Annotated in this window: 17 protein-coding genes and 1 other RNA gene; 8 read left to right on the top strand and 10 right to left on the bottom strand. The window is 59.1% G+C overall.

The window, feature by feature from the left end; all coding sequences use genetic code 11:
• Nucleotides 1–53: 53 nt before the first annotated feature.
• The 6 genes from ACXAG1_RS04875 to ACXAG1_RS04850 all read right to left on the bottom strand — a co-directional run bounded on the left by ACXAG1_RS04875 (nt 54) and on the right by ACXAG1_RS04850 (nt 6,973).
• The gene (locus ACXAG1_RS04875; protein ID WP_475091734.1) at nt 54–1,274 is read right to left on the bottom strand and encodes a hemolysin family protein; all 1,221 of its coding nucleotides are present in this window, start codon (nt 1,272–1,274) and stop codon (nt 54–56) included.
• A 6-nt stretch (nt 1,275–1,280) separates the two neighbouring features.
• A complete protein-coding gene (locus ACXAG1_RS04870; RefSeq protein ID WP_475091733.1) occupies nt 1,281–2,321 on the bottom strand; it encodes a rhomboid family intramembrane serine protease in 1,041 nt (346 codons plus the stop codon).
• Between the two features lie 102 nt (nt 2,322–2,423).
• Entirely contained in the window at nt 2,424–3,659 is a 1,236-nt protein-coding gene (locus ACXAG1_RS04865; RefSeq protein WP_475119099.1) for a UbiH/UbiF/VisC/COQ6 family ubiquinone biosynthesis hydroxylase, read from the bottom strand.
• A 96-nt stretch (nt 3,660–3,755) separates the two neighbouring features.
• Nucleotides 3,756–5,009 carry a 2-octaprenyl-6-methoxyphenyl hydroxylase gene (gene ubiH / locus ACXAG1_RS04860; protein WP_475119098.1) on the bottom strand — a complete coding sequence of 418 codons (1,254 nt, stop codon included), beginning with the start codon at nt 5,007–5,009 and terminating at the stop codon, nt 3,756–3,758.
• Nucleotides 5,006–6,340: a Xaa-Pro aminopeptidase gene (gene pepP / locus ACXAG1_RS04855; protein WP_475119097.1), complete on the bottom strand. Its 1,335-nt coding sequence runs from the start codon at nt 6,338–6,340 to the stop codon at nt 5,006–5,008. Before pepP ends, ubiH begins: the two co-directional genes overlap by 4 nt.
• 33 nt (nt 6,341–6,373) lie before the next feature.
• A complete protein-coding gene (locus ACXAG1_RS04850; RefSeq protein ID WP_475119096.1) occupies nt 6,374–6,973 on the bottom strand; it encodes a UPF0149 family protein in 600 nt (199 codons plus the stop codon).
• Nucleotides 6,974–7,272: 299 nt separating this feature from the next.
• Between ACXAG1_RS04850 and ACXAG1_RS04845 the strand changes: the two genes are divergently transcribed.
• The 4 genes from ACXAG1_RS04845 to ACXAG1_RS04830 all read left to right on the top strand — a co-directional run bounded on the left by ACXAG1_RS04845 (nt 7,273) and on the right by ACXAG1_RS04830 (nt 8,811).
• Complete coding sequence (locus tag ACXAG1_RS04845) at nt 7,273–7,479, top strand: TIGR02449 family protein (RefSeq protein WP_475119095.1); 207 nt, start codon at nt 7,273–7,275, stop codon at nt 7,477–7,479.
• Nucleotides 7,476–7,784: a cell division protein ZapA gene (locus ACXAG1_RS04840; protein WP_475091728.1), complete on the top strand. Its 309-nt coding sequence runs from the start codon at nt 7,476–7,478 to the stop codon at nt 7,782–7,784. The genes ACXAG1_RS04845 and ACXAG1_RS04840 overlap by 4 nt, the downstream gene beginning before the upstream one ends.
• 166 nt (nt 7,785–7,950) lie before the next feature.
• Nucleotides 7,951–8,130, top strand: a non-coding RNA gene (gene ssrS / locus ACXAG1_RS04835) — 6S RNA.
• A gap of 69 nt (nt 8,131–8,199) precedes the next feature.
• The gene (locus tag ACXAG1_RS04830; protein ID WP_475119094.1) at nt 8,200–8,811 is read left to right on the top strand and encodes a 5-formyltetrahydrofolate cyclo-ligase; all 612 of its coding nucleotides are present in this window, start codon (nt 8,200–8,202) and stop codon (nt 8,809–8,811) included.
• 92 nt (nt 8,812–8,903) lie between these two features.
• Here ACXAG1_RS04830 and ACXAG1_RS04825 read toward each other — a convergent pair whose 3' ends face one another.
• Both ACXAG1_RS04825 and ilvA read right to left on the bottom strand, forming a co-directional pair.
• Complete coding sequence (locus ACXAG1_RS04825; RefSeq protein ID WP_475091726.1) at nt 8,904–9,050, bottom strand: hypothetical protein; 147 nt, start codon at nt 9,048–9,050, stop codon at nt 8,904–8,906.
• A 332-nt stretch (nt 9,051–9,382) separates the two neighbouring features.
• The gene (ilvA, locus tag ACXAG1_RS04820) at nt 9,383–10,906 is read right to left on the bottom strand and encodes a threonine ammonia-lyase, biosynthetic (RefSeq protein ID WP_475091725.1); all 1,524 of its coding nucleotides are present in this window, start codon (nt 10,904–10,906) and stop codon (nt 9,383–9,385) included.
• A 150-nt stretch (nt 10,907–11,056) separates the two neighbouring features.
• On the opposite strand from ilvA, the gene rpiA reads away from it, so the two are divergent.
• The 3 genes from rpiA (at nt 11,057) to ACXAG1_RS04805 (ending at nt 12,960) form a co-directional block, all read left to right on the top strand.
• Nucleotides 11,057–11,734, top strand: coding sequence for a ribose-5-phosphate isomerase RpiA (gene rpiA / locus ACXAG1_RS04815; RefSeq protein ID WP_475091724.1), 678 nt, complete (start codon nt 11,057–11,059; stop codon nt 11,732–11,734).
• A 43-nt stretch (nt 11,735–11,777) separates the two neighbouring features.
• On the top strand, nt 11,778–12,404 hold the full coding sequence (locus tag ACXAG1_RS04810) for a transglycosylase SLT domain-containing protein (protein ID WP_475091723.1): 627 nt from the start codon (nt 11,778–11,780) through the stop codon (nt 12,402–12,404).
• 211 nt (nt 12,405–12,615) lie between these two features.
• Entirely contained in the window at nt 12,616–12,960 is a 345-nt protein-coding gene (locus ACXAG1_RS04805; protein WP_475119093.1) for a DUF4168 domain-containing protein, read from the top strand.
• 25 nt (nt 12,961–12,985) lie between these two features.
• Here ACXAG1_RS04805 and ACXAG1_RS04800 read toward each other — a convergent pair whose 3' ends face one another.
• Nucleotides 12,986–13,315 (bottom strand): helix-turn-helix domain-containing protein, encoded by a 330-nt coding sequence (locus tag ACXAG1_RS04800; RefSeq protein WP_475091721.1) that lies wholly within the window; start codon nt 13,313–13,315, stop codon nt 12,986–12,988.
• 182 nt (nt 13,316–13,497) lie between these two features.
• Here ACXAG1_RS04800 and ACXAG1_RS04795 point away from each other — a divergent pair, with 182 nt between their 5' ends.
• Nucleotides 13,498–14,547 carry an AraC family transcriptional regulator gene (locus ACXAG1_RS04795; protein ID WP_475119092.1) on the top strand — a complete coding sequence of 350 codons (1,050 nt, stop codon included), beginning with the start codon at nt 13,498–13,500 and terminating at the stop codon, nt 14,545–14,547.
• A 99-nt stretch (nt 14,548–14,646) separates the two neighbouring features.
• Here the strand turns inward: ACXAG1_RS04795 and ACXAG1_RS04790 are convergent, their stop codons facing one another.
• Nucleotides 14,647–15,885: a DUF937 domain-containing protein gene (locus ACXAG1_RS04790; RefSeq protein WP_475119091.1), complete on the bottom strand. Its 1,239-nt coding sequence runs from the start codon at nt 15,883–15,885 to the stop codon at nt 14,647–14,649.

The raw sequence follows: 15,885 nt of genomic DNA, 5'->3' as shown, positions 1-15,885 counted from the left end.
TATCCGTTATGCGCCCTGCCGCTGTGTAATTCAAGGGGCTTGCGACGAACTGTTCAGGTTTTTCGTTTTTCCGAGGAGTCCGCGGAGTCGCTGGAGTCGCTCTCCGGCGTCGAGCCATCCTGAGCGGGCGCCTCATCTTCTCGCAGCCTGTCCACCTGGGATTTAACTTCCTGCTCCAGTTTTTCCTGGGGCCAATCCCCTTCCTGCTCCTGCTGTGCTGCCTCATCAACACGCAACCCGTGACGCTTGGCACGCAGTCGCCACAGGCGTTTCGCCACTTGCTGGCGGTCCGGGGTTTTATCCGCTTCGTCGACGATTTCCTCACCCAGCAGGGTTTCGAGAATATCTTCCAGCGCCACCAGCCCTTCCAGGCTGCCGTACTCGTCCACCACGGCACTGATCTGCACCCGCCGCGACAGCATTTTGTGGAATACCTGATAGATGGGTGCGGTTTCCGGCAGCATCAGCAGGTCCCGGCGCAGGCTGCGCAGGGAGTCTTCGAGGTCGCCGCGGGCATAAGCCTGCAGTAGATCCTGCTTCAGTATAAAGCCCACCACCAGATCCGGGTCGTCCTGTTCGTACACCGGTATACGGGAGAAGCGGCTTTTTTCCACCTGCTCGTAAGCGCTGGCCACGGTCATGTCCTGGGAAAGAGAAAACACTACGGTGCGCGGCGTCATGACTTCGCGCACGGTGTGATCACGCAGCGTGAAAAACAGGTTGTGCAGGATGCTCGACTCGCGGCTCTCCAGCTGCCCTTCGGCCTCGCCGATTTCGGCCATCACCGCGAATTCCTCGCGGCTGAATCCGGTCAATGTGGTGCCGTGCGCAAGACCGCGGGTGAGCCACTCCGATAACCACACGAAAGGCTTCAGTGCCATCACCAGATATCGCAGCGTATAGGCAGTCGCCGGCGCCAGCTGGCGCCAGTACACGGCGCCCAGGGTTTTGGGGATGATTTCGGAAAAAACCAGAATCAGCAGGGTAAGAATCGCGGAGGCAATGCCCAGATAATTGCTGCCAAACACCGCCGCCGCCTGCGCACCGGCGCCGGCGGCGCCGACGGTATGGGCTACCGTATTGAGCGTGAGAATCGCGGCCAGCGGGGCATTGATGTCGTCCTTCAGCTGCCCCAGTAACTTGCCAGAGCGATGCCCCTCCCGCTCCAGCAGGCGGATATAGGGGCGGGTGACACTGAGAATGACCGACTCCGCAATAGAGCAGAGAAAAGAAAACCCCAGGGCGACGAAGACATAAATAATCAGTAATAACATGGCTTGTCAGAAAGATTGGCGACGGTGGTTTGCTGCATCATCGGTGTTTTGTGGCAATAGCGCAAAATACCGACTGCCACCGGCCAGACAAAAAACCAGCCCGAGGAAAACACCCGCGACGAAGCCGCCCACATGCGCAGCATTAGCGATGCCACCGGGAATAAAGTAATCCACAACACCGAGCATGCACACCAACAGCCACACCACCGATAACCACAGCAGTGCGCCCGGGACATCACGCCACTGGGGCTGCCAGCGCTGAATCACCAGCGCACAGCCGATCAGCGCATACACCACCCCGGACATGCCTCCAAACAGGTTCTGTGGCGAAGAGAGATACTGTGCAATATTGGCCGCTGGTGCGCTGATTAATACCAGTAGCGCAAACCACAGAGAACCCGCCCTCGCTTCCAGTGAGCGCCCGACAATCCATATGCCGAGGCTGTTGAAAAGAGCGTGGGGAATCGAAAAGTGCACCATGGCGGGCGACCACAGCCGCCAGTACTCGCCCCGGGCGAGATGCATTGCCAGAGTACTGCCGGGCAGCTCCACATTCCCGGTTTGCTGCGGAAAGATGATCAGTGATTCCGCCCACCCCTGGCGCAACATGAACCAGCCGATAAAGCACAGCGCGATCAATAGCAGGGATACCGGGGTTTGCTGCAACGGCCACTGTGGAATCACCCCCGCGGAAGCTCGCGGTGCCGGTTCACCCGAACCATCACTGCTGCGGGCCTGCACATCCGACGCTGATTCCGCAACTGGCTCTGAATCCGACGGCAAATCTCGTTGCGGATCCTGCTCAGGGCCCTGCGCCGAAGCGTCGTGCACATGTACGTTCACTTGAGCCAGATCTACCGCGCCTTCCTGCCAACGCGCCAATAGCTGCCGCATCGGGTCCACCAGTTGCGGCGCCAGGCTCGCCACTACCTGGGCATTATTCTCTTCGGTGATACGCAGAGGCAGTTGATGGCGGCGAATAAATTCCGCCAGCGGTGAAAGATCTTTGCCCAGGGGGAAGTCGCAGATGGTTATCCAGTTACTCAAGCGGCGCCCTTATTTCGGAAATACACATGAAAACGAGTGAGAGACTCTAACAAAAAACGCGGCTGATACGCCGCGTTTTCGGGTACATCCTGCGTAACCGACTTACACGGACATGGCGCGCATGATGATACGTTTTTTCAGCATCGGGCTCGCATCCACCATGCTGAGACCGGTATTACGCAGCCAGCGCCAGTGCAGATCTCCGGCACCGAACAGAGACTTGAAGGTGCTCATCGCCTTCAACGTGGATGCATTCTCTCCGCGGCGACGGCGCTGATAGCGAGACAGGACCGATGCGTGTGCCGGTGAAATATTGCGTTCCAGTGCGCGTCCGACCTCTTCAGCCAGCACCCGGGCATCCATCATGCCGAGGTTAACGCCCTGGCCTGCAAGGGGGTGAATACTGTGGGCCGCATCGCCCACCAGTACCGCACCGGGGCCGCAATAGGCTTCCGCATGGCGGGCGCGCAGGGCAAAGGAAAACCGCTCACTGACAAATTCGATACCACCGAGACGACTTTCAAAGGCCTTTTCCAGATTCAGGGCAAACGCCTTGTCATCCAGCATCACCAGCTCACGCGCGAGACTGTCGTCCGCGGACCAGACCACGGCACAGTGACGGTCGTCACCCAACCCGGATAGCGGGAGAAATGCCAGCGGACCGGTATCCAGAAAGCGCTGCCACGCCGTGTTCTGATGGGATTGTTCACAGCGCGCAACACATACCAGTGCGGTCTGCTGATACTCCACGTCGCGTGTGCGGATCCGCAACAGATCCCGCACCCGCGAGCGCACACCGTCTGCGCCCACCAGCAGGCGAGTGGTCAGTACCGGTGCCTGCTCATCCAACCCTTCAACCTGTTCGCGATTCGGATTGCGCGCCTGCAGGTGCCAGAGCCCACAGTCCCGCCACCAGCTCTCGAGCTTGAAGCCGGTAACCAGATCCACATTGGGGAGCTCTTCAATGCGCTGGCGCAGCGCCTCGAGAATCACATTGTTTTCCACAATATGCCCAAGGTTCGGCAACTTCACGTCGCGGCAATCAAAATATACCGAGCCTGTACCCTCCGCGTCCCATACACGCATCTGGGTATAGGGGCATTCGCGCTTGCCGGCAATTAACGACCAGGCTCCGGTCTCCTCCAGAAGATCCCGAGACGCTTCGGTGAGGGCCACAACCCGGGCGTCGTAGGCGTCGGGCCGCACCTGCGGCTCCACCGACGACGCTTCCAACAGCGAGATCCGCAACTGTGGATAGCGCACCGCCAACAGGGCCGCCTGCGCCATACCCACCATGCCACCACCGACGATGGTTACGTCCATTCGCTGTCTGTTCATAGGCAGAATGTCTCCGGGATGAAGAGTTTTGAAGGTATCGATTGACCGCTGCATCGGTCATACAAAGAATCCGAACCTTTATAGTGTGAGGCGCGCCTAAGGAGTAATTCCTGCTGCCTGGCGGGCAAATGCCGCCCGTGTGGCCGGTGTCAGTGCCAGCCCGAGCAGCCCCAGCTGGCGCAACCCGCTGGTCAACAGATTGCGAGAGGCAAACAGCGGCGGAATTTTGTCGCTGAAGCCAATAGTGAGTTGCTGGTCATGTTGACGTTCGCGCCAATAGGCCTCAAGTAAGTCTAGCTCCCCGGGGCCGGTGCGGGCGAAATCCGGGCCTTTCTCCGCCACTGCCCGACCAATGGTACGAGCCAGCCCCTCGCAGTCCCGCAAGGTCAGGTTAAAGCCCTGCCCGGCCACCGGGTGCAGGAAGTGGGCACTATTGCCGACCAGTACTACGCCGCGGCGCACCTGTTCGCGGGCCAGGGACAGGGTCAGCGGATAACTGTGCGGCTTGCCCGCACGGACAATTCTGCCAGCGCGCCAGCCAAAAGCGCGCTGCAGTCGCTGGATGAACTCCGCTTCCGGCAACGCCGCCAGAGGCGGCTGCTCATTTTCTTCACAGGTCCACACCAGCGCGGCACGGTGCATACCTTCTCTTTTCGGCAGCGGCAGCAGCGCCATGGGGCCAGTGTCAGTGAAACGCTCGAAAGCAATTCCCCGATGATCCTTCTGCAGTCCCACCGTTGCGACCAGTGCCTGCTGCTGGTAGTCCACCTTTGAGGTGGCGATGCCGAGACGCTCGCACAGCGCAGAGCCGGCACCATCCGCCACCACCAGCAGGCGGGTTTGCATAGCCGTCGATTCACCTGCGCGCCGAATATGCAGTTTTGCGCCCGGTGAATGCATTTCAACAGCAGACACTTCCGCATTATCCAGCACCTGTACCGGCGTCTTTTCCAGTGCCCGATACAGCAGCGGCCCGAGAGCAGCATTTTCGATGACCGCACCGAGCATTCCCTCAAAGCTCGCCTGCCGTTCCCGCGTCGCATCGAGACTGGCGCCAACGCTGTGCCCACGATCAGACACCTGTACCTGGCGTATGGGCTCGGCATATTCGCGCAGCGCCGGCCACAATCCCAGGGTCGAAAAAATACCCAGACTGCCCGCGGCAATGGCGGTGGCACGGGTATCGAAGCTCGGCAGGGCAAGCGGTGCATCAACAGCCGCGACCGGCTGACGCTCCAGAAGCACAATGTTCAACTGCGGGCAGTGATGCGCCAGCAGCAGTGCGAGACTGGCACCGGCCATACCGCCACCGACAATGGCGATATCCGTAGCCTGCATGGAATCGCTCACAGCAACGCCTCCTGAATAAGATCTCCGGCGCTCATCAGATGCTCGATATCCGCAATCGTTTTCGGCGCTGCCTCTGACAATACCTTGTTCCCGCCCCGGGAAAGTGCAACATCGTCTTCGATGCGAATACCGATACCGCGGAATTTTTCCGGCACCGAGGGCGCATCCACCGCAATATAGATACCCGGCTCCACCGTCATGGTCATCCCCGCTTCCAGCTGCCGCCACTGGCCATGTACCTTGTAGTCACCCACATCATGCACATCCATTCCCAGCCAGTGGCCAACCCGGTGCATGTAAAACTGCCGATAGGCGCCGGACTCGATCAACCCCGAAACCTCCCCCTGCAGCAAGCCGAGATCTTTCAGTCCCTGGGTGATAACTTCCACGCTGGCGAGGTGTGGCTGATCCCAATCGTTGCCGGGCACACACTGTTCAATCGCAGCCAGTTGGCTGGCGAGAACAATTTCATACACCGCTTTTTGCGGGCCGCTAAAGCGGCCGCCGACGGGAAGGGTACGGGTAATATCAGCCGCATAGCCGCGATACTCACAGCCCGCATCGATCAACACCAGATCGCCATTTTTCAGCTGCGCATTGTTCGCGATGTAGTGCATCACCAGTGCGTTGCGTCCACTACCGACAATACTCGGATACGCGGGCTCGCGCGCACCGGACGTCGCGAAGGTGTGCAGCAACTCTGCTTCCAGCTGGTATTCATACATACCGGGACGACACACCTGCATCGCGCGTCGATGACCTTGTGCGCTGATTTCGGCGGCCCGCGCCATCAAACGGATTTCAGCAGCACTCTTGTACAGGCGCAGATCGTGCAATAGCGGATCGAGGCTGAGCATCTGGGGCGCGCCACTGCTGCCGGGGGCCGCTTCGATGGCCTGCAGGTAAGACTGCAGACGTCGATCCAGCTGCGGGAATCGGCCCATGGTGTAACAGATAAAGTCTCTGCCCTCCAGTAGGCCCGGGAGAATGTCGTCGAGATCGCCGATGGGGAAGGCATCACACAGGCCACAATGTTCAGCCGCCTGCTCCGGTCCAAGGCGCGGACCGTCCCACATTTCTTTTTCCTCGTCGCGCTCGCGGCAAAACAGCAGTGTTTCGCCCTGACCGCGCCCCGGCGCGAGCACCAGCAGGGACTCCGGTTCGCTAAACCCGCTCAGGTAAAGAAAGTCACTGTCCTGGCGAAACGGAAAATACGTATCTCGCGAGCGCAGTTGCTCGCGCGCTGCGGGCACAATGGCCAGACTGTTTTCCGGCATCGCGTCGAGCAGACGCTGGCGACGGCGGGCGTATTCGGCTTTGGTAATATTCATCGGCGAATGGCGGAGCGAAAATCGGTTTCAGGTTCAGTGCAGGGTCGGGCCCGAGGGCTTATCGCCTCCGGCACCGCCATTGCTGGCTGGAGCACTGTTGCACTCCACAAAAATGTTCAGTGCAGCCATGCGCACGTATTCCTGAACTTCGAATAGCTGGCGCTCCTGCTCGACATCATTCTCCATACCCTGCGCATCCAGCTGTGCAATCTCTGCAAAATCCCTGAGGGCCTCACTGCTCGTCGGCAACAGTTCGCCGGCATACTTGCCAATACCAAACCCATGCAGAAAGCCCTCGCACCACAGGCACAGGGTCTGGCCATGCTCGGCCAGCTCATCGCTGTCACTCAGCAGTGGCTGAAAAGAAAAATCTTTATCCGCGAAATCCGTCTGGCTTTTTTCCACCAGCTCTTGAATTGTGCCGTCCAGGTCAGCGGGCACCGCATCAAGATCGAGAAACTCCGCCGCTTCCTGCTGCCAGCGGGATGCACTAGGTCGCGCACCCGCCGCCAGCAAGCCACAAATAAAACCGTGCAGTTCGCTGGGGCCAATCTTGCCTCCGGCAGCAACAATCTGGTTTGCCAGATCATCAAACGATATTTTTTTCACGGACTTTGCGGACCCTGCGGACATAAACACTCCAAAATACGTATACGGTACGGCAATCGACATGCCGAAAATTTGAACGGCCGCCAAGAATTCCAGTGCCTCTCCCGCGATAATCTGGAAAGCGCAATCGAATGTGTGAATATTTCACCAAAGTGGCGAAATATTGTCTAAGCAACGGCTGGCGCAGACGATTACGCGCGCACGCCGTAATAGTAGGTAATTGACCCTAAATTTCACCGGCAATATAGTAGCGGAATCCCCCAGCTTGCGCAGGTCCTTGCGCAGGTCACCGGAGCGGGCGGCGCACCGAATACGCAGGAATTATGGACAAGATACAGGCGTTAGAACTCAAGCTGGATACGCTGATTCAACAGTATCAACAGCTGGCGGCCGACAACCGCGCCCTGCGTGAGCAGGAAGGCCAGTGGCTGCAGGAGCGCCAACGGCTAATCAAGAACAATGAAATTGCCCGCACACGCGTTGAAACCATGATCAATCGCCTGAAGGGCCTGAGCCAAGAAAACGCATGAGCAGCAAACCGAACCAGTCCGTCGCGGTAACCATACTCGATAAAGAGTACCGGGTAGCCTGCTCCGAAGACGAGCAGGCCGGCCTGCAGGCGTCGGCAAAGTTGCTCAATGAGCGCATGGCCAAGATCCGCAACGGCGGTAGCGTGATCGGCGCCGAGCGCATCGCGGTCATGGCCGCACTGAATATTGCCCACGAGCTGATTCAGGCAAAAGCCGGGCTGGCACGGCAACCGGTGGAAGAACAGATGCTCGACCGCCTGCACGAAAAAGTACAGGCAGCGCTCAGCAAGTTCGACAACGTCTGATACTCGTACCCCGCCCCACTACTCTATTCGGTGCAGCTGAATACCTTTCGCTGCACTTCAATTGATTTCTCCACTCTTTTATCTTCGCCCTTGACTAGCGCGAAAAAGACCGTTTTGGCGCGAAAGTGCGTTTAGCCAAGATCTCCCCCAAGAGGTATACTGTTTACTCGCCCTGAAGTGTTGGCCAGTTGACTATGTCCTGAGCCGATAATTCTACCCTGGAGGTTCCCAGCGGGTGTTGGTGTGCAAGTCCGCCATGCAGCGGAAAGCCTTATGCATTCCGGGAACCCCCACCTTGAGCCTTACGGTTCAAGGCTATGTCATCAGCCGCATCTTCGGGGCTCCTAATTCTTGTCTTGCCGGCGGGCCGGGCTTCCTGTGTGGACCTCTGACCGCCGGTGAATACAGCACACCCATGCCTGAGTCCGTCACCCTGCCGCCAACGCTCCCCTCGAAAACACAGCTGCGCAAACAGATCCGCGACGCGCGCCGCGCGCTGAATCCGAATCAGCAGCGGCTGGCAAGCCGCCAACTTTGCCAGCGCCTGGCGCGCAGTCCGGAAATACAACGCGCACGCCATATCGGCATTTACTGGCCGATGGATGGGGAGATTGATCCGCGACTACTGCTGGCGCGTTTCCCCCACAAACATTTTTACCTGCCCGCGCTACCGCGCCCCGGGCGCACCACCATGACCTTTCGCCACTGGCCAGGCGCGCACCTTCGGTACCGCAACCGCTACGGAATTCCAGAACCGGCGATCGGGCGCAGTGAAATCCGTGCGCCGCAAAAGCTGGATTTGGTACTGGTCCCCCTGGTGGCTTTTGACTCCAGCGGCGCCCGCCTGGGTATGGGCGCGGGGTATTACGACCGCACCTTTGCCTTCAAGCACCTGCGCCCGGGCAGCGCCCCGCTGATGATCGGCGTGGCGCACCAGTTGCAATGTGTGGCGCAGCTCCCGGCAGAAAGTTGGGACATTCCACTGGCGCTGGTAGCGACGGATCAACGCCTCTATCGCTGCCGCTGATCGGCGCCCCCAACCGACAGGCACAAAAAAGCCGGGCCCTGTTTCCAGGGCCCGGCTTTTTTTGCTTGGCGTAACGCCTGCGGGCGGAGGGGTCAGCGAGTAACCACTCCCTGCTGAAGCGCTGCCGGGGCGTCAGCCTCTTCCTGATCGGAAGAGAACACCTCGGTCAAACCGCTGCTGCTCAGCAGTACGCCCGCAACAAAGACAACTACAGCGAGTGTCAATGCATCGGGTTTCATGGGGACCATCCTGTAAGATCTGAATTCTTGTTGTTTTCGCTATCTTTTTTCGCGCCTGGCGATCTGCGCCGCCAGTGGTGATTTGGACCTGTCACTTCCGGAAAGTTCCACGCGGGAGCAAAAAACTGCTCCGCTGGTATTCCTGCCCAGAAGTGACCCATAAGGGCCAATCACCGCTCAAAAGATACTCGATCAGTGGCCAAATAGTAACCCGTCAAGCGCTTTTTTTTGAGAGATTTCTCACAAAATGGAAATTGCAAGTTCGACAGGGCCTGCCCCGTGAACTACCCACCGCAAATACTGGCGACAGGCGCACATTTCCCCGCTGCCACTTAGTCTTTCTGGGCCAGAAAGAACCGATAGGCAGGATTTTCCGTCTCATCCCAGAAGGGGTAGTGCAGCTGGTCGAGCAGTGCATTCAGTTGCGGGCGCTCCGCTTCGGCAACCTCCAGCCCCACGAGCACCCGCCCGTAAGCGGCGCCGTGATTGCGGTAGTGGAACAACGTGATATTCCAGCGACCCGCCAGCTGCTCCAGGAAGTTGCGCAGGGCACCGGGGCGCTCCGGAAACTCGAAGCGATACACCACCTCGCTATCCACGCCGGGAGCCCGGCCGCCCACCAGGTGGCGGATATGCAGCTTGGCCATTTCGTTGTCGGTCAGATCCGTGACCCGGTAACCGCCATTCTCCAGCTGGGCCACCAGCTGGGCGCGGTCGGCGTCGGTGGTGACCTGCATGCCTACGAAAATGTGCGCCTCACCGGAATTGGCGTAGCGGTAATTGAATTCGGTGATGGAGCGATCGCCCAGATCGCGGCAGAACTGCAGGTAGCTGCCGGCTTTTTCCGGGATGGTCACCGCCAGTACGGCTTCTCGCTTCTCACCGATTTCGGTGCGCTCGCTGATATAACGCAGGCGGTCAAAATTGGTGTTGGCACCACTGCACACAGTAGCCAGCGCCTGGTTCTGTTCGCCGCTCTGCTCGGCATATTTTTTCAGGCCCGCGAGGCCTACGGCTCCGGCGGGTTCGGCAATGGAGCGGGTATCTTCAAAAATGTCCTTGATCGCCGCACAGATCTCATCGGTGGTGACCGTGATCACCCCGTCGATGGTCTCCCGCAGCACCCGGTAGGTTTCCTCACCGATCTGCGCCACCGCCACGCCATCGGCGAACAGGCCCACTTGCGGCAAACGTCCGTCGCGGCTGCCCTGGTCCATGGCGAGTTTCAGGCAAGCGGCGTCTTCAGGCTCCACCGCGTACACCTTGATCTCCGGGCGCACGTACTTGATGTAGGCCGCCATACCCGCTGCGAGGCCACCGCCACCAACGGGGATAAACACCGCGTCCAGGTTGCCCGGATGCTGGCGCAACAGCTCCATCGCCACGGTGCCCTGCCCGGCAATCACATCTGGATCGTCGTAGGGGTGGATAAACACCAGGCCGCGCTCTTCCACCAGCTGTTTGGCGAGTGCTGCCGCTTCGTCAAAGGTATCCCCGTGCAATACGACTTCTGCACCACGCATGCGCACTGCGTTAACCTTGATCGCCGGTGTGGTGGAAGGCATCACGATGGTGGCGCGCACGCCGAGCTGCTGTGCGCCCAGCGCCAGCCCCTGGGCATGATTGCCGGCAGAGGCCGCAATCACGCCCTTGGCCCGCTGCTCAGGAGGCAACTGCAGGAGTTTGTTGTAGGCGCCACGAATCTTGAAGGAGAACACCGGTTGCAGGTCTTCGCGCTTCAGCAGAATACGGTTGCCGAGACGGTGGGACAGCTGACGCATGGGCTCCAGCGGGGTTTCGATGGCGACATCGTAAATGCGCGCGTCTAAAATGCGCTTGATATAGGACTTGGGCATGACAGAAATCGGCAGCCGATGGATGTTTACAAGCCCGCCAGTCTAATCGCTACACAGCAGCAAAGCCACCAACGAGCCACTTTTGCGCGCAAAAATATTCATTCGCGGGCATTTTTATGGCAAAAATTGCACAAGGACGCATATTTCCTTATGAACCAGGATCAACTCAAGCAGGCAGTCGCGCGCGCCGCGGTGGAATACATCACCCCCATGCTGGAGTCCGACACCATAGTCGGCGTCGGCACCGGTTCCACCGCCAATTTCTTTATCGACTATCTGGCAGAGAAAAAGGGCCTGTTCGATGGCACCGTCGCCAGCTCCGAAGCCTCTGCCGAGCGCCTCAAGTCCCACGGCATCCCGGTGTATGACCTGAATGCGGTGGACGGCATCCGCGTGTATGTGGACGGTGCCGATGAGACCAACCCGCTGCTGCAACTGATCAAGGGCGGCGGTGCCGCACTGACCCGGGAAAAGATCGTTGCCGCCTGCTCCGATGAGTTTGTGTGTATCGCCGACGGAAGCAAGTGGGTAGAAGTATTGGGCAATTTTCCGTTGCCGGTGGAAGTCATTCCAATGGCGCGCTCTTATGTGGCGCGGGAAATCGTCAAACTGGGCGGCGACCCGGTGTATCGCGAGGGTGTGACCACCGACAATGGCAATGTCATCCTCGACGTGCACAATATGCAAATCGCCAAGCCTCTGGAGCTGGAAGACGCCATCAACAATATCACCGGTGTGGTGACCAATGGCCTGTTTGCCGCGCGTCCGGCGGATGTGCTGTTGCTCGGTACTGCTGACGGCGTCAAGACGGTGAAGTCCAAGGTCTGACTCTTGCTCTGATACCGACCCTGAAACCTGTATTAGCGAACGAATGATTCAAAACAATAAACGATGCGCACTGGCACTGCTCGCCCTGCCAATCCTGTTGGCAACGGGCTGTGCCACCACGCCGCCCAGCAATACCGACGACCTGTGCGAGATATTCCGCGAGAAGGACGACTGGTACCACGATGCCGCGGAATCCGCGCGCAAATGGAACACGCCCATCGCCACCATGATGGCTACCCTGCATCAGGAATCCCGCTTTGTGCACGATGCCAAGCCGCCGCGCACAAAAATTCTGTGGATAATTCCCGGGCCGCGCCCCTCTGACGCCTACGGTTATGCACAGGCACTGGGCACCACCTGGAAAGGCTACCAGCGCTCCACCGGCAACTACCGCGGCGACCGCGATGATTTTGAGGACGCCATCGATTTTGTCGGCTGGTATCACAACTCCAGCCAGCGCCAGTGTCGCATAAAGCCCAACGACACCTACCACCTGTATCTCGCCTACCACGAGGGACAGGGCGGTTTTAATCGCCGCACCTTTCGCAACAAACAATGGCTAAAAAATGTCGCGAAAAAAGTATCCGCGCGGGCGCAAACCTATCAGCGACAGCTCAACAGTTGCGAGGCCTCGCTGAAAAAACGGAAAAAGTTCCTCGGCCTTTTCTGACCCGGTTATTGCCAAAGCGAGAAATATCGCCGGCCACAGGAGGAAGTGGCGGCAAATTTCCCAACCGGCCCGGAATAACAACTACCCTTTGCAGACAGCGCTTTGCAGCACACCCTCGAATTGCTTCGATGCCAAGGCCCTGTAGCCCTCACCCTACGCTGGGCGTGCAACTCCGCACAGATGCGTTTCTTTCCGATAATGAGAGGTGCTCATGAAGCCGACCGTCATCTTTTCCGCCGCTCTCGCCCTGGCTCTCGCTGTATCCAGCGCCTTTGCGGAAACCGCCATATCCGAAACACAGCTGCAGAAGTTTGCCGACGCCTACCGCTCCATCGTGACCCTGAGCCAGGAATACGCGCCGAAGATCAAAGCCGCCGCCGATGCCGCTGCCGCAGAAGCGATCAATGTAGAAGCCCAGGGCAAAATGCTGGCCGCAGTACAGAGCGCGGGTCTGAGCAAGGAAGAGTATCAGGGTATCGCCACCCAGCTGCGCAGCGACCCCGAACTGCTGAAGAAGGTTAACGCCATTCTGCAAAAGGCCGCCGCCCCGCAGTAACGCGCACAACGGAGCCCCCTCAGGCTCAATCCGGCGCCGGGATCTGCTCCGGCGCCAGTGCCAGCACCTCGGCAATTGCAACGAGGTTCCCCCTCACCCAGTGGCGGTCGATCGACCCCCAGTCCTTCAGCTCGTAATACCCATCGTTGTTGCGCACGCCCTGCTGCACAAATTCCACCAGAGTCCCGTGCCCCGGCAGCCCCTTGGCAATCACATCCTGAATCGTCCGGCGAGGCCAGCCGGTTGCCTCCTCGAGTGCTGGATTGTTTGGCCGCGGTAGTCGCTCAATCAGGTAGGCCACCAGTAGTCGGCGACAGATGGTGGGATTGAGCCCGCTGTTCAGGGACTGAGACATAACGCTTCCTTGTATTGGTAGTGAGCGGGGAAAATCGATTGCCCGCAACCTCCTTTGTAGCACATCAACAACACACATTCAGCCATGCATCAAAACCGATCGAGCAGCGGACAAGCGCGACTTTTTATGCACCTTTTTGCATAATCCGGTCACAAGTATTCAATTAGCTGACAGCGGGAAGCGTGACCGTGGAGACAGAAGAGAAGCCACAAGAAGTCGAGCAGCACCAGGAGCCCGGTATTCTGGCCGCCGCCGTGTTTGCGCATCTGGCCGGCCCCCGGGCCGCGGGAGTGGACTGTGATCAGCTGTTGCTGGACGCCGGTATTGACCTCTCCACCGCAGGCGCCCCCGGCGCCCGTATTGGGCGCGAGCAGCTGGCGCGCCTGTTGCGTCGCCTGTGGGATGAACTGGGAGACGAGTCCAGTGGCTATCTGGCGCGGCCCTGGCTGCCCGGCACCTTCGCCATGATGGGGCACGCCACCATCACCTGCCCCAGCCTGCGCCGCGCCCTGCTGCGCTCCGCGCGCTTTGTCGCCATGGTCAGCGACGACCTGCATATCAAACTGGTGGAAGACGGAGAGGAGGCCCGCCTGATTTTTCACCACGAAAATCGCAAGCAGCTGCCCAATCAGAATTTTGTCGAGTCGCTATCGGTGATCTGGCTGCGCTTTTTCAGCTGGTTGATCGACCGCACCATCTTGCTGGAGCGGGTGCACCTCGCGTTCCCGCCACCGGATTACCCCGAAGAATATGCCGACATGTTTCCCTGCCGGCACTATTTTCACCAGCAGGAAACCTGCCTGGTATTCAACACGCGCTACCTGAGTATGCCGCTGGTGCGGGACGCACAGCAGCTCAGCGAGTTTCTCGCCCGTGCTCCGGAGTGCCTGCTCAGCCAGTACAAATCCGATCACAGTTTCACCGGCCGCATTCGCCGTATGCTGCAAAGCGACAACAGTATCGAAAACCTGTCCCTGGACGACGTAGCAGAGCGTTTGTACACCTCACCACAGACCCTGCGTCGCCGCCTCAAAGACGAGGGCAACAGCTGGCAGGACATCAAGGATTCCGTGCGCCGGGATATGGCCATGTACCAGCTGAAGGGGCAGGAAACTGCGGTGGCGGAAATCGCCGAGCGCCTGGGTTTTTCCGAGCCGAGCGCGTTCAACCGCGCCTTCAAAAAATGGACCGGGCTGGCGCCGGGCGCCTATCGGGAGAAATACCGCGGATAGTGTTGCCATCTTGCGGGCGGGTAAATGACGCTCTGCCCAGTCATAAAAAAACCGCGGCGTGCCGCGGTTTTTTTATGCTGAAGGGTTACCGGGTACAGGTTACTCGGTAAACGACTCCACTTTTACCGCAATGCGGCGGTTCTTCTGCTTGCCTTCCTCGGTGCTGTTATCTGCCACCGGGTTGGCCGGGCCCATGCCCACCGCCTTCATACGGCTCGCGTCCACGCCGGCATCGGAGATCATCATCATCACTGCTTGTGCGCGGGATTCCGACAACTTCTGATTCGCACCGGCATCGCCATCACTATCGGTGTGACCCTCGATCACAATATTGAGGCCCGGGTTTTCCTGCATGATTTTGATCAGCGCTTGCACGTCCGGCAGAGAGCCTGCGTTTGGCATACTACCGTCGGCAGGAAACTCGATGTTCAGAGGGAACTCTTTGCTCGGGTCCCGGGTTGCATCGGCCAAATAGGCACGGAAGTCGGTCGCAAAATCACCGCCATCGGTGTCCATCGGCGCTTGCGGCGTCGTGTCTGGGGTCGTCATGGGATCGTCGGCAGAACCTGCCGGCGCCTCTTCGACGACCACCTCATCCTGCTCCATCACCACACCACCGGTACCATCATCCACCTTCTCTTTTTTCGCGCACATGTTCAGTGCCCACAATACCCCAAGGGCAATCAGCAGTGGCCACAGCCATTTCCCAAAACCGCTTTTGCGCGCCGGCGGCGGTGTATGGGCCGCGTGGGCTGTGTGGCGCGGTGTGGTTTCCACCACCGTGCGCTCTGCCATTTCATCCAGGTTACTGACACCCAGCTCCTTCAGCAGGCCGGGGGGTATCTTGTCTTTGATATGCGTTTTCTGCCCCAGTAGTAATGCCGCCAGGCCTTCCATATTCAGGCCTTTGCTTTTCACCAGCTTGCCAACCAGTGACATCACCACCGGCGCGGCAATCCGCATCAGGCTGCCGCCTTTGGCGCTATCGAGTCCCAGCGCGCTGGATACCACATCGAAGATGCCATCTTTCTTGTCGCCAAACAGCGAGCCAAGGATATTGCCCCCCACATCCTGCAGGCTGCTCATCCGATCCGGATCGGTAAAAATATCGCCGGGCGATGAGAGGTCCATATTGGTACTTTTGGTCGCCATATTGAGCAGTGCGCCCAGGCCACTTTCACTGCCCGCTTTGTTCAGCATACCGGCCAGTATCGAAGCGGCGCCGCTGGAGAATGCAGACTCCGATTTGCCATCGGGCAATCCCAGTGCATTCCCAAGTGAGCTGAGACCCGATGAACCCAGGTGGCGTATTGCCATATCCAGAATGTTGTCAGCCAT

The sequence above is a fragment of the Microbulbifer sp. ABE4_465 genome, assembly GCF_056160765.1.
This window is presented reverse-complemented; position numbering and strand designations above follow the sequence as displayed.

Coding starts and splice junctions, on each gene's coding strand:
- ACXAG1_RS04875 (WP_475091734.1), bottom strand. CDS start 1,274: ATGTTATTACTGATTATTTATGTCTTCGTCGCCCTGGGGTTTTCTTTT.
- ACXAG1_RS04865 (WP_475119099.1), bottom strand. CDS start 3,659: ATGAACAGACAGCGAATGGACGTAACCATCGTCGGTGGTGGCATGGTG.
- pepP (WP_475119097.1), bottom strand. CDS start 6,340: ATGAATATTACCAAAGCCGAATACGCCCGCCGTCGCCAGCGTCTGCTC.
- ACXAG1_RS04850 (WP_475119096.1), bottom strand. CDS start 6,973: ATGTCCGCAGGGTCCGCAAAGTCCGTGAAAAAAATATCGTTTGATGAT.
- ACXAG1_RS04845 (WP_475119095.1), top strand. CDS start 7,273: ATGGACAAGATACAGGCGTTAGAACTCAAGCTGGATACGCTGATTCAA.
- ACXAG1_RS04840 (WP_475091728.1), top strand. CDS start 7,476: ATGAGCAGCAAACCGAACCAGTCCGTCGCGGTAACCATACTCGATAAA.
- ACXAG1_RS04830 (WP_475119094.1), top strand. CDS start 8,200: ATGCCTGAGTCCGTCACCCTGCCGCCAACGCTCCCCTCGAAAACACAG.
- ACXAG1_RS04825 (WP_475091726.1), bottom strand. CDS start 9,050: ATGAAACCCGATGCATTGACACTCGCTGTAGTTGTCTTTGTTGCGGGC.
- ilvA (WP_475091725.1), bottom strand. CDS start 10,906: ATGCCCAAGTCCTATATCAAGCGCATTTTAGACGCGCGCATTTACGAT.
- rpiA (WP_475091724.1), top strand. CDS start 11,057: ATGAACCAGGATCAACTCAAGCAGGCAGTCGCGCGCGCCGCGGTGGAA.
- ACXAG1_RS04810 (WP_475091723.1), top strand. CDS start 11,778: ATGATTCAAAACAATAAACGATGCGCACTGGCACTGCTCGCCCTGCCA.
- ACXAG1_RS04805 (WP_475119093.1), top strand. CDS start 12,616: ATGAAGCCGACCGTCATCTTTTCCGCCGCTCTCGCCCTGGCTCTCGCT.
- ACXAG1_RS04800 (WP_475091721.1), bottom strand. CDS start 13,315: ATGTCTCAGTCCCTGAACAGCGGGCTCAATCCCACCATCTGTCGCCGA.
- ACXAG1_RS04790 (WP_475119091.1), bottom strand. CDS start 15,885: ATGGCTGACAACATTCTGGATATGGCAATACGCCACCTGGGTTCATCG.